10 protein-coding genes are annotated in these 12,967 nt (G+C 54.6%); 8 read left to right on the forward strand and 2 right to left on the reverse strand.

Annotated elements, in window-relative coordinates; all coding sequences use genetic code 11:
• Nucleotides 1–261: 261 nt before the first annotated feature.
• Complete coding sequence (locus ACTH5D_RS03475; protein ID WP_441668423.1) at nucleotides 262–540, reverse strand: hypothetical protein; 279 nt, start codon at nucleotides 538–540, stop codon at nucleotides 262–264.
• Between the two features lie 363 nt (nucleotides 541–903).
• On the opposite strand from ACTH5D_RS03475, the gene ACTH5D_RS03480 reads away from it, so the two are divergent.
• The 5 genes from ACTH5D_RS03480 to ACTH5D_RS03500 all read left to right on the forward strand — a co-directional run bounded on the left by ACTH5D_RS03480 (nucleotide 904) and on the right by ACTH5D_RS03500 (nucleotide 8,197).
• Complete coding sequence (locus tag ACTH5D_RS03480; RefSeq protein ID WP_441668439.1) at nucleotides 904–2,535, forward strand: SLC13 family permease; 1,632 nt, start codon at nucleotides 904–906, stop codon at nucleotides 2,533–2,535.
• A gap of 108 nt (nucleotides 2,536–2,643) precedes the next feature.
• On the forward strand, nucleotides 2,644–3,789 hold the full coding sequence (locus tag ACTH5D_RS03485) for an exonuclease SbcCD subunit D (RefSeq protein ID WP_441668425.1): 1,146 nt from the start codon (nucleotides 2,644–2,646) through the stop codon (nucleotides 3,787–3,789).
• Nucleotides 3,786–6,851 (forward strand): AAA family ATPase, encoded by a 3,066-nt coding sequence (locus tag ACTH5D_RS03490; protein WP_441668427.1) that lies wholly within the window; start codon nucleotides 3,786–3,788, stop codon nucleotides 6,849–6,851. The genes ACTH5D_RS03485 and ACTH5D_RS03490 overlap by 4 nt, the downstream gene beginning before the upstream one ends.
• Nucleotides 6,852–6,971: 120 nt before the next feature.
• On the forward strand, nucleotides 6,972–7,721 hold the full coding sequence (locus tag ACTH5D_RS03495) for a tellurite resistance TerB family protein (RefSeq protein WP_441668429.1): 750 nt from the start codon (nucleotides 6,972–6,974) through the stop codon (nucleotides 7,719–7,721).
• Nucleotides 7,721–8,197 (forward strand): phosphatidylglycerophosphatase A family protein, encoded by a 477-nt coding sequence (locus ACTH5D_RS03500; protein WP_441668431.1) that lies wholly within the window; start codon nucleotides 7,721–7,723, stop codon nucleotides 8,195–8,197. Before ACTH5D_RS03495 ends, ACTH5D_RS03500 begins: the two co-directional genes overlap by 1 nt.
• An 82-nt stretch (nucleotides 8,198–8,279) precedes the next feature.
• Here ACTH5D_RS03500 and ACTH5D_RS03505 read toward each other — a convergent pair whose 3' ends face one another.
• On the reverse strand, nucleotides 8,280–9,662 hold the full coding sequence (locus tag ACTH5D_RS03505; protein WP_441668433.1) for an NAD-dependent succinate-semialdehyde dehydrogenase: 1,383 nt from the start codon (nucleotides 9,660–9,662) through the stop codon (nucleotides 8,280–8,282).
• Between the two features lie 515 nt (nucleotides 9,663–10,177).
• Here ACTH5D_RS03505 and ACTH5D_RS03510 point away from each other — a divergent pair.
• The 3 genes from ACTH5D_RS03510 to ACTH5D_RS03520 form a co-directional block, all read left to right on the forward strand.
• Nucleotides 10,178–11,836 carry a GMC family oxidoreductase gene (locus tag ACTH5D_RS03510; protein ID WP_441668435.1) on the forward strand — a complete coding sequence of 553 codons (1,659 nt, stop codon included), beginning with the start codon at nucleotides 10,178–10,180 and terminating at the stop codon, nucleotides 11,834–11,836.
• Nucleotides 11,837–12,059: 223 nt separating this feature from the next.
• Nucleotides 12,060–12,263: a cold-shock protein gene (locus ACTH5D_RS03515; RefSeq protein ID WP_008958127.1), complete on the forward strand. Its 204-nt coding sequence runs from the start codon at nucleotides 12,060–12,062 to the stop codon at nucleotides 12,261–12,263.
• A gap of 242 nt (nucleotides 12,264–12,505) precedes the next feature.
• Nucleotides 12,506–12,967, forward strand: a 462-nt coding sequence (locus tag ACTH5D_RS03520) for an SLC13 family permease (RefSeq protein ID WP_441668437.1), incomplete at its 3' end; no start/stop codon positions are given.

The following is a 12,967-nucleotide window of genomic DNA, read 5'->3' on the forward strand; positions in this document are numbered from 1 at the left end:
TTCAGCCACCGAACCCTGTGTGCGGCGCAACGGAGTATACGTCCGCGGCGACAACATAGGGCTCGACGCGATAACGTGCCGCGTCATTGGCCGTTCGAGCATGGTTAATAGCGCAAGCTTCTCGTCTTCCAGTATGAGTTCGCGTTCAAGCGGCCCCGTGGATTGCACATCGCCATTTGCGCCATTTGAGTCATCAGCGCTTGGGAGTAGCGCAATAGCAAGTGGGGCGATTCAATTAGCGGCGTAAGCCGCCGTTGAGCGTCAGCCAGCAAGGCTGCGAAGTGTCCAGTAGCCTCCCCATAGACGTGTTGCCGTGGTGACAAAACATGCACTGGCAAAAAGAGTCGCCAGGGTCGGAAAATGACCAGGGAAAAGGCAAAAAACCACCAGGGCGAGTACGGTTTCAGTGCCCTCGGTTAACCCTTCTAAATAATAGAACGCTTTGTTAGGAAAGCTGGGGCGTACCAGGCTAACAGCGGCAGGGCGGTCATGCCGATCAAGAAAGCCCATAGCGTGACCTGGTCGGGCGTTATACGTCATTTGCGCAACGCGTTGGCGAAGCGTTTGAGAGGTCGCTGGATCAGCGGCATTGTCCCTTGGTCTAGCATGCGCGACTTCTTAATCTGCGTATAAGAAATTAATTAATTAATAATGGCAGTAACTTACGAGCTAAAAGCCCGTTGTAATAGCTAGCGATAACTAATAATTAGGACTAAAGGCTGTTAGACTTTGGTGGTAAATTTGGGTAAATGACTGGACTGAATACCTGTTGCAGTGAAATAAAGGGCGCCATAGAAAGACCCGCGACGCGTATTAGTAGGCTAACCAACTGCGCGTGCATTCTCGACATCCGATCACTAATATCTCGAAAGCGACGCTAATTGTATGCATAAAACCGCCCTGATGACGGTATGGGATCAGCTATGGAATTCCCATTACCAAGCCAAAAACCTATTGATGTGCGCACTGCCCACCGGTGGTGCCGCGAAGGCAGCGGCTTCCAATGCCAAGCGCGAGCCATCCCCTGATCCTAAGCCACCGGCCTACACGCCGCCGCAAAAGGTAGGGTTACTGCTTGGGCCTTTGCTATTTGCGTTTGTCGTGATGTTCTTTCATCCCGACGGCTTGAGCTTTGAAGGGCGCATGGTGCTGGCGACCACGCTGTGGGTAGCCGTTTGGTGGATCACAGAGGCCATTCCTATTCCCGTTACCTCGCTACTGCCCATCATCTTGTTGCCGATTACCGGCGCGCTTGAAGGCAGTACGGTCACCGCTGCGTACGGCAATCCGATTATTTTCCTATTCCTAGGCGGCTTTATGATCGCGCTGGCCATGGAAAAGTGGGATTTGCACAAGCGAATAGCGCTGTCGATTATTGCCGTATTGGGTACCAGCATTAATAACATCGTGTTTGGCTTTATGGCCGCCACGGGGTTTTTATCGATGTGGGTATCCAATACGGCGGCAGTCATGATGATGCTGCCGATCGGGTCGGCTATTGTTTACCAAGTGAGCCAAGAGCTGAAAAAAAGTGATGAGGATCACAGCGGCGAAATTGATAAATTTAGCAAAGCGTTGATTTTTGGTATTGGCTATGGCGGCACTATCGGTGGCCTGGGGACGCTGATTGGCACGCCGCCGAATATTATTCTCGCGGCAATTGTTAACGAGCTTTTCGGTATCGAGATCTCTTTTGCTGGCTGGTTAATGTTTGCTTTCCCCGTTGTCGTGGTGCTGCTATTCGCCACGTGGCTGCTGCTGACACGGGTATTTTTCCCGATCAAATTTAATCATTTGCCGGGTGGGCGTGAACTCATCCACAAAGAAAAGGCTGCCTTAGGCACTACTAGCTTTGAAGAAAAAGCGGTGCTGGCTGTGTTCCTGCTGGCTGCCTTTTTGTGGATCACTCGCTCGTTTTTATGGCAAGGGCAGATCATCAACATTCCGGGTATCAGTGACACGATGATCGCTATTTTTGCCGCGATTCTGCTGTTTTTGATTCCCTCCAAGAGCAAAGGCGGCTGCTTACTAGGTTGGGACGTTGCCAAAGACGTACCTTGGGGCATTTTGCTGCTGTTCGGTGGAGGCTTGGCCATTGCCGCAGGCTTTGGTTCTTCAGGCTTAGCAGAGTGGATCGGCGGACAGATGAGCGTGCTGGAAGGTGCTAACTTCCTGCTAGTGATCCTGCTGGCAACCGGTATGGTGCTGTTCTTAACCGAAATCACTTCGAATACCGCAACGGCGACGATGATTCTTCCGGTGCTGGCGTCATTGGCATTAGCGCTGGATATTCATCCCTTTGTACTCATGGTGCCCGCCGCCATGGCCGCTAACTGCGCCTTTATGCTGCCTGTGGGTACGCCGCCCAACGCGATTATCTTCGCCACCGGCAAGCTCAAGATTATTGAGATGGTGCGTACTGGTTTTTGGATCAACATTATTGCCTTGTTGTTAATAGTGGCAGCGGTTTATTTCCTACTGCCAGTGCTATGGAACGTGGATTTAACCAACTACCCTGATGCTTTCCGTCGCTAGGTCAGCGCCTGAGCATCGAATAGCCCCGCCAGCGTGCGGGGCTTTTTTATGAGTAGAGGACGGGCTGGGTTGTTATGATGCCGTTACACCATTTTTACTGAGCTTGTTATGCGTTTACTCCACACCGCGGATTGGCACCTGGGTCGACTATTCCATAATCTTTCATTGCTGGAAGATCAGCGTCAGGTGCTCAATCAACTCATCGAGATCATTGACCGGGAAAAGATCGATGCGGTGCTGATTGCGGGCGACATTTACGACCGCTCTGTGCCTCCTTCAGCGGCGGTAACATTGCTTGACGAGGTGCTGCATGCGCTCTGTGAGGTGCGCAAGCTGCCGGTCATCATGATTTCGGGTAACCACGATGGCGCCGAGCGGTTGCGCTTTGGCGCACGCCACTTGCGTCAAGCCGGGCTGCATATTCTCTCTGACCTGGCTGACTTCGCGACCCCCGTGACGCTCACTGTCGATGGCGTTGAGGTAGATGTTTTCGGTATTCCCTACGCTGATCCTGAGCATGTGCGCAGTCACTTTAAGGTCGACGTGCACGATTTTGACGGTGCCCATCGTTATTTGGTCGAACGAATTAGCGAACAGCGTCACCCAACGCGCCGCTGTATATTGATGAGCCACTGCTTTGTAGATGGCGGCAGCGCCTCAGATTCGGAGCGCCCGCTGACGCTAGGCGGTGCCGAAAGCGTTGCCTGGGAGCCCATGCAAGGCTTTGACTATGTGGCGCTTGGCCACCTGCATGGCCCGCAATACCGCGGTGGCGAGCATATTCGCTACAGCGGCTCACTGCTCAAATATAGCTTCTCGGAAGCTAATCAGCGTAAAGGCGTCACGCTGGTGGATATCGACGAGTCTGGTGTCACCCAGATTGAACAGATTCCGCTAATACCCTGCCGTGAAGTGCGCATATTAGAGGGTGAGATTGATGCATTGATCGCCCAGGGGCGAACAGACCCGCACGCTGATGATTACCTGCTGGTGCGGCTTACCGATCGCCACGCCATTCTCGACCCTATGGGCAAGCTTCGCGAGGTGTATCCCAATGTCCTGCATCTGGAGAAGCCCGGTATGTTGGACGCCCGTGGCCATCAGCAGCTTGATCGCGACCGGCTGCGCTTTGATGCCCTGGATATGTTTAGTGACTTCTTTAATCAAACCAGTGGGGAGGCCATGAGCGAAGAGCAGGCAAGCGCCATGGCAGCGTTAATTACCCAACTGCAGCGCGATGAGGCCCAGCAATGACGCCACTAGTCCTCACCATGCAGGCGTTTGGCCCTTTTGCGGGCAGTGAGACCATCGATTTCACCGCGCTGGGTAGAAGCCCGCTGTTTCTGATTAACGGGCCTACCGGCGCCGGTAAAAGCTCGATTCTCGATGCACTGTGTTTTGCGCTGTATGGTCAGACTACCGGCAATGAGCGCGACCCCACCCAGATGCGCTGCGACCAGGCCGATGCCACGCTGTTGACCGAAGTCATGCTGGATTTTCGCCTGCGTGGAGTAGATTACCGGGTGCGTCGCGTGCCCCAGCAGGAGCGCCCCAAAGCGCGCGGCGAAGGCACCACCACCCATAACGCGGAAGCCCAGCTGTGGCGCTTGAACGCACAGGGCGAGCAGGAAACCTGCTTGGTCGCGCGCAAGGTCAACGATGCCACTGCGGAGCTGCAAACCCTGATCGGCCTGGATGCTAACCAGTTCCGTCAGGTCATGGTACTCCCCCAGGGCAAGTTCCGAGAACTGCTGTTGGCAGGCTCCAAAGAGCGCGAAGTGATTTTCTCCCAGTTGTTTCAAACCCAGATTTTTCAGCGTATTGAAGAGCGCCTGCGTACCCAGGCCAATCAAATCGAGCGGGCGGTGAATGACCATCGCCAGCATATTAGCGGCATTCTCGCCGGTGGTGAACTGGAAAACCAAGCCGCATTAGCGCAAGAGCAAGAGGCGCTGGCGCCTCAAGTAGAACAGGCACGGCAACGCTTTGACACCGCCCAGCAACAGCGCCGCCAGGCCGAGCAGCAACGCGACGAAGCTCAGGCTCTGCAGCGCCAATTTGCGGCCCGGGAGTCACTTGCGGCGGATAAAGCTCGCCATCTTGAGCAGCACGCCTATGTACAAAGCATTAAGGAGCATTTAGCGCAAAGTGCCCACGCGCAGGCGCTGCGCCCACAGAGCACTGCGCTCGCCCAAGCGCAGCAGGCGTTAGCCGCCGCTCAAGCAGAACAGCGCCAGGCGCAAGCCGCGTTAACCTCCCAACGCACAAGTGCCGAACAGGCGCAGCAAACGCTGGAAACGGCACGCCAGCGTCAGACGGAGCTCCCCACACTGCGTGAGCGGCATCGCCAGTTGGGTGAGTTTATCCACAAAGGCCAGCAATTAAGCGAGCTGCAGGCGCGTTTTCAAACGGCGCAGGCTGCCTGGCAACAAGGCGATACGGCGCTTAAGCGCGATGAGGCCCAGCTAGAGAGTATTCGTCATCAAGGCGAAGCCATTGGCGTGAACCTTGAGCGTTTGCAACTGGAGTTCCAGCAACTGGCTAGCGCTCCCGCGGAGCTAAACAGCCATGCAAGCCTACTCAATCAGCGCCAGGAGCTGGACGAACTCACCCGGCAGGGGCGGGAGTTAATCGCCCAACAGCAGCAGGCAACGGAAGCACTCAGCCGACAGCAAAGCGAAGTGGCGCAAGCGCAGCGACATGCCACTGAACAGGAGATGTACTGGCACCAGGGGCAGGCCGCACTGTTAGCGCTTAGCCTTGAAGTGGACGCCCCTTGCCCGGTGTGTGGCAGCCGTGATCACCCAGCTCCAGCGGCTCAAAACGCAGCTGTCGTTACGCAAGCGCAGGTAGAAACGACGCGCTCTGCCTTGGAAAAAAGCCGTCAGGCGCAGCAAGATGCTGAACGTCGTCACCATCAGCTTACCCAGCAGATTAGTCACAACGCAGACCAGGTTCAGCGGCTTAACCAGCAACTGGGCGAGTGGGCCAGCCAGGCGCTGATAGAACTGGAAAATGCCTGCGAAGAGTTGCGTCGCCAAGCACAGCGGCGGGAAAGCGTTGAGGCGGAAATTCGCCAGCAAACCGCCGCCCGCGATGCGCTGCGCCGGGAGTGGGGTGCGCTGGATAAGCAGCTGAAAGCCCAGCAACCTGCGGTTGAAAAGGCGAAAGAAGACGCCTTGCGCCTGGAGAGTCAGCGCGACCAGTTGAGCCAATCGCTGCCGGAAGAGGCCCGCGACCCTGAGGCCATGCGCCGAACCCTCGCTGAGCTTGAACACCAAATCGCCCTGCTTGAAAAAGCCTGGGAGAGCGCTCAGCAGACGCTATCGATCGCTCAAACCCAGTTGGCGCGGGCGGAAGAGCAGTTACGCGGTGCTAGCGAACGCGTCGAGCGTCACCAACAGGTGCAAGCGCAGGCGCAAACCGAGTGGCAAACGGCCCTACAGGCCAGCCCCTTCGAAGATGACACGGCGTTTCAGGCGGCACAGTTGGACGACACCCAGCGGCAAGAGCTGACGCGTCAGGTTGAAACGTATCAGCATCGACTGGCTGAACTGGAAGGGGCGCTGCAGAGTTATCAAACCCAGTTGGCGGATAAAACACCGCCAGATCTCGCTGCGTTGACCCGGCTAACCGAGGCTGCCCAAGCGGAAGAGAACACCCAGTTGGAGGCGTGGCGAACGCTTGACGGCAGGTTAACCACGCTCAAAGGCATTCACCAAAAACTGGCCGCGGCCCACGCTGCCCAGGCCGAACTGGAAGCCCAGTATCAGCTGTGGGGCACGCTAAGCGAGGTCGCTAATGGCCGCACCGGGCATCGTATTAGCCTGCAACGCTTTGTGTTGGGCGTATTGCTGGATGACGTGCTGATTCAAGCCTCTGAACGTCTGGTACGCATGAGCCGCGGGCGCTATCAGTTGGTGCGCCGGGAAGACCCCTCCAAAGGTAACAGAGCGTCAGGCCTGGAGCTGGATGTAGCCGACACCTACACCGGCAAGAACCGTTCAGTGGCGACACTTTCCGGCGGTGAATCATTTATGGCGGCGCTGTCGTTGGCGCTGGGGCTTTCAGATGTGGTGCAGGCGTATGCTGGCGGTATTCAGCTGGATACACTGTTCATTGATGAGGGATTTGGCAGCCTGGATCAAGATGCCTTGGATCAGGCCATTGCCATGCTTAGCGAGCTGCAAATGGGCGGGCGCATGATTGGCGTTATCTCACACGTCAGCGAACTTAAAGAGCAAATGCCCGTGCGTATAGACGTGCGTGCCAGTCGCCACGGTAGTTCGGTGGAAATAAAGGGGACACAACTTTGATGTCTAAGTTTTTTAATGTCTCAGCCAGCGTTAGTTCATGCTGCGTTCATACAGTATGTTTTATAACGTGAGTTAGTCTTTACAAGAGCCAAAAGATAATATCGACTTAGGAGTACAAGGATGAACGCAAGCAAAATTTTGCAGCAGTTGATGAAGCAAGCCGGCGGTAGTCAGAAGGGCGTTAGTGGCAGCGGTGTCGATGTTAAGGGAATGTTGAGCGGACTTTCTAAGCAGTTAGGCGGCGGTAGCGGCAGTAGTCAAGGCAGCGGCTCATCCGGTGGTTTTGACGTAAAAAGCCTGCTGGGCGGCGGTGCAATGGGCATGCTAGTAGGCTCAAAACGTGGCCGCAGCATGGGCGGCAAAGCGCTTAAGTATGGCGCTATTGCGGGCGTGGGCATGCTGGCTTGGAAAGCGTGGCAGAGTTCACAAGCGGCTAAGAATGGCGGCGCACAGCCCACCGCTGAACAGGCGAGTGTGGCAGAGGGCGAGCGGGTAGAAGTGCTCAGCGGTGAATTCCAAGAGCGGCGTAGCCTTGAACTGCTGCAGGCGATGATCATGGCCGCCCGCGCCGATGGCCACATTGACGAGCAAGAGCAGGCGCTGATTACCGAACAAATTGATGCGCTAGGGGCCGACCAGGAGATGCACAACTGGGTAGAGCAGCAGCTAAAAGCGCCGCTGGATGCCCAGGCGTTGGCTCGCGAAGCGGACTCCCCACAGGCTGCGCGTGAGATGTACTTGATCAGCGTGGCTGTCACTGATGATCACAACCCGATGGAGCGTGCTTGGCTAGACCAGTTGGCCAGTGCTCTTAATCTACCCAAAGAGATGACGACTGAGCTCGAGCACCAAGCTCAGCAGGCTGGTTAATGCTCGAAACGTTCAATCTATGGCTGGCCACTGGCTTTGGGTTAGGGCTGGCGCCGATAGCACCGGGTACGTTTGGCTCGTTGCTGGGTGTTCCACTGGCATGGTGGCTGCTGGGTAGGCCGATGTCTCAGCAGGCGGCGATCATAGTGGTATTGATAGCCATTGCGATACCGGTTTGCCATGTCGCTTCGCTGCATTTTGCCGGCTTGGATCATGGCAGCATTGTGGCCGATGAGTACGTGGCTTTCCCTCTCGCCGTGATTGGCCTGCGAGCGGCGCGCCACCCGCTGATAATGGCACTGGCATTCGGCGTTTATCGTTTTTTCGACGCGTTAAAACCACCGCCGATACATTTAGCAGAGGCGGTGCCGGGTGGTTTCGGTATTGTGCTGGATGATGTTATCGCTGCACTAATCACCTGGCTTATAGTGGCGGCTGCATTGAGGCTTTGGCAGCGTCGAGCCAGCACTATCTAATACGCGATCGCAATAAAAAAACCTCGCAGGCAATGGCCTGCGAGGTTTTGGTTTTAGCGGCTTAGTGGTCTTATCGGATGATTTACTCCTTAACCACAATAACCGACTTGGCATTGACGAATTCAAGCATGCCAAAGCCGCCATGCTCGCGTCCATAGCCAGAGTCTTTTACACCGCCGAAGGGCATTTCTGGTGTCGCGACGCCAAAGCCATTGATAAATACCATGCCGGTATCAAAGTACTTGCTGGCAAGCTCTGTTGCGCGCTTAACATCTTTAGAGATGATCCCACCACCCAGGCCGTAACGGCTGTCGTTGGCGATGCGCATCGCATCTTCATCATCTTTAGCGCGAATTAATGCCGCTACCGGGCCAAACAGTTCGTCATCATAAGCGGGCTGCCCAGGGGTCACATTGTCCAGCACGGTGACCGGATAAAATGCGCCTTTACCTGAGGGCTTTTCACCGCCGCAAAGAATTTTTGCGCCTTTACTTACGCTCTCTTCTACCTGCTTATGAAGAGCATCGCGCAGATCAACGCGGGCCATGGGGCCAAGGTCGCTACCTTTTTGGTTGGGGTCGCCCGCGGTCAGTGCCTGCATACGAGCCACGTAGCGTTCTTTAAACGCATCATAGTTCTTTTCAGTCACCACAAAGCGTTTAGCCGCAACGCACGTTTGGCCACCGTTATAGACACGCCCTTGAACACAGGTTTCTACCGCGAGATCTAGCTCGGCATCGTCGAGCACAAGATAAGCATCGTTGGAACCTAGTTCTAACACGGTTTTTTTCAAATGTTCGGCGGCTTTAGCGGCGACCTTGCGGCCTGCACCGTCACTGCCGGTAAGCGTGACGCCGCGAACCGCAGAGTGGCCAATTACTTCATCAGACACGTCGTGAGAGATCACGAGCGTGCGGAAGACGTTCTCGGGAAGGCCCGCTTCGCGATAGATTTTTTCCAGCAACAGGCCGCTTCCGGTCACGTTTTCGGCGTGCTTAAGCAATACGCCGTTACCCGCCATTAGATTGGCGATTGAGTAGCGCACGACTTGATAAGCAGGGAAGTTCCAGGGCTGAATGCCGTAGATGACGCCCATCGGCGAATAGGTGACAAAGCCGCGTTCACCGTTCCCAGGCTGGCGCTCTTCGTCAGCTAACTTTTTAGGACCGTGTTCAGCGGTGTAATCACAAATGCCGGTACACAGGTCAACTTCTTGGCGCGCTTGGTCAGGCAGTTTGCCCATTTCTTTGACCATAAGATCGGCCAGTGCTTCTTTATGCTTTTGAAGTGCTTGGCCAATCGCTTTAACCGTTTTAGCGCGACTTTCAAGGGACTCAAGGCGCCATTCCAGAAATGCCTCGTAACAAGCATCCACTACCTGCTTGGCTCCACCGCTGCTCATTAGCTTATAGGTGTCGAGGGTTTCGCCGTTAGTCGGATTAATCGTCGTGATATTGTTGCTCATAAGATCTCCTATCTTTAGATCAACGTGTTGGTCAAACCGCCCAGCTCCTGGGCGCTTAATCGACCGGTCTACTTATCTTAAGCTTTCACTTTAGTACAAAATGTATGCTCATGCTTAATGACACGCTCTTTATCTGGCATCCTCTTAGGCAATGAGTTCCGTCATGAAGTCTAAAAGTCGAAGGTCGGGCCGCCAGCACTCTGGACGGGTGCTATGTGGCTGAGGGAATACGGTTCAAACAAACGCCTACGAATAGGCGTGGGGCTTAGCTTGTGGGCAGCGGCATTAAACTAACGCCTAGGCTCCCTTGGCGAACCCAGTAGGCTAGTCTCTAGTTATGCGTTTATCAGCAGCCTTTTCAAACCACGTTTTTATTAAAGGTAGGCCCATGACAGCAACAATCCAATTAATTAACGCGTTTTTTAGCCGCCTCTCTCCGGTGGCAGAGACAGGCATGCACGCAAGTACTGTGCTCGTGGTGGCGAAGTAGCGCCTTAACGTTACCGGAGCCCGTGATGTCAGAATTAGCTAATAACCACTATGACTATATTGTTATCGGTGCAGGCACCGCCGGGTGCCTGCTGGCCAATCGTTTGAGCGCAAACCCAAAACATCGCGTCCTGCTAATAGAAGCGGGAGGGCGCGATAACTACCACTGGATTCATATTCCCGTAGGGTATCTCTACTGCATCAATAATCCGCGTACCGACTGGCTTTTTCGCACCGAACCCGACAAAGGGCTCAACGGCCGTTCATTGATTTATCCACGTGGCAAAACCCTGGGCGGCTGTTCCAGCATCAATGGCATGATTTATATGCGCGGCCAGGCGCGGGACTACGACCACTGGGCTGAAGTAACGGGCGACGATGCCTGGCGCTGGGAAAGCTGTTTGTCTGATTTTATCAAGCACGAAGACCACTATCGATTAGATGCGGGCGGCGATGGCGACGCTAAACATCGCGGCTTTCATGGGCATGGCGGCGAATGGCGGGTCGAAAAGCAGCGCCTGAAATGGCCTGTGTTAGATGATTTTGCCGAGGCTGCCGTGCAGGCAGGTATCCCGCGAACCGACGATTTTAACCGCGGTTCAAACGAGGGCGTGGCCTACTTCGACGTCAATCAACGCTCGGGCTTTCGGTGGAATACCGCTAAAGCATTTTTACGCCCGGCACTTAAGCGCGACAACTTAACGCTATGGCATTCCACGCAGGTTAATCGGCTGTGCTTTAACGAAGAGGGGGGCATGCCGCAATGTACGGGCGTTGAGGTTGAGCGCAATGGCAGCGTCCAGCGAGCGACAGTAAGTGGGGAAGTGGTGCTATGTGCCGGTGCCATTGGTACGCCGCACTTGCTGCAGCTTTCCGGCGTGGGGCCTGCTGGGCTGTTATGCAAACACGGCATTACCTTGGTGCATGAACTGTCGGGCGTCGGCGAGAATCTGCAGGACCATCTGCAGATTCGCTCAGTCTATAAAATTACCAATGGCAAAACATTAAACGCCATGGCGAGTACGCTATGGGGAAAAGCCGGTATTGGGCTTGAATATTTGCTCAAGCGTTCTGGGCCTATGAGCATGGCGCCTTCGCAGCTAGGAGCATTTACCCGTAGCTCGCCAGAGCACGCGCATCCCAATATTCAATACCATGTGCAGCCGCTGAGCCTTGAGGCTTTTGGGCAGCCGCTGCACGCATACCCTGCCATTACCGCAAGCGTGTGTAATTTAAACCCCACCAGTCGGGGGACAGTACGGCTAAAGAGTAGCGACCCGCGACAAGCGCCGGCCATTTCGCCTAACTATCTGAGTACGTCTGAAGACCGCAAGGTGGCAGCGGACTCACTGCGCGTCACACGGCATATTGCCGAGCAGCCTGCCTTTAACAAATATGCGCCTGAAGAAGTGAAGCCGGGCGCTGAGTATCAAAGTGATGATGAGCTTACCCGGTTGGCGGGCGATATAGGGACGACCATTTTTCATCCCGTTGGCACTGCGCGCATGGGTCGCAAGGACGATGCTATGGCGGTGGTGGATGCGCGGCTGAGAGTTCGCGGTATCAGCGGTCTGCGCGTCGCCGATGCCAGTATCATGCCCACCATTACCAGTGGTAATACGAACTCTCCAACCTTAATGATTGCGGAGAAGGCTGCCAATTGGATCTTAGCGCCACATAGATGAAATTCAGCGGAAGTCCAGGAATTTAGAGGCTTTTAACTAGGTATTATAGTAGTGTTGACGGGGGCATGGGTTAGGCGCAAACTACGCTCAGTTGGTTAGCAAGTCGAACGTTGTCAGCAGTATAGAAACGCCTCAAGCGTTAATTCTGGTGAAAGTTTCTTGTTCTACCCACTGTAATTCGGGTATTTCCCGGTTTTGATTAGCTACATCGAGGATTTCGATCATGGCAACTGGTACCGTTAAGTGGTTCAACGACACTAAAGGCTTCGGCTTCATTTCTCCTGATGACAATGGCGACGACCTGTTCGCACATTTCTCTGAAATTCAGTCTGAAGGTTTCAAATCTCTGCAAGACGGCCAGAAGGTTTCCTTCGACGTCACTCAGGGTAAAAAAGGCCTTCAGGCTTCTAACATCAAAGTTGTTTAAGTTAATTCTTAAACCATGAGATGTTAACAATTAGCGCTTAGCGTTGATTGATCGGAAAGCCCCGCCAAGCGCGGGGCTTTTTGTTGCCCGTCATTTTAATCGCGCTGTAAGCCGCGGTATTGGCACCACTATGGCTACGCTTATATTCCTTTTTGTTCTTTAGGTGTTTCTAAAAATAACTTTTTAGAATATATGATTGGCGTCACAATAGCCCCGGCTTGTGGATTAAGAATGGGGTGGGTATGTCGCTGGATGCATGGATTGCGGTAGCAGTGGTGGTTACGATCTTTCCGCTTATGGCTTTTTCACGCCTCGGGCCCGATATTATTTTGCTGGGCGCGGTTATCGTGCTAATGACGCTGGGAGTCATTGATCCCCAGCAGGCGTTAGGTGGTTTTGCCAATAGCGGTTTATTCACCGTCGCGTTTATGTACGTGCTGGTGGCTAGCATTCGTGAAACCGGTGGGATTGATCTCATTATTCGCTATGTGTTGGGGCGCCCTACGAGCGAAAGAGGCGCCCTGGCGCGCCTGCTATTACCCGTGGCGATGCTCAGTGGTTTTGTCAACAATACCCCGGTCGTGGCTACCTATATCCCTGCGGTGATGAGCTGGAGCCGGCGGCTGCGTTTATCTCCACAGCGGCTGCTCATGCCGCTCAGCTTTGCTTCTATCCTGGGGGGCACCATTACCCTGTTCGGTACC

This window comes from Halomonas sp., from assembly GCF_052095695.1.
Lineage (GTDB): Bacteria > Pseudomonadota > Gammaproteobacteria > Pseudomonadales > Halomonadaceae > Vreelandella.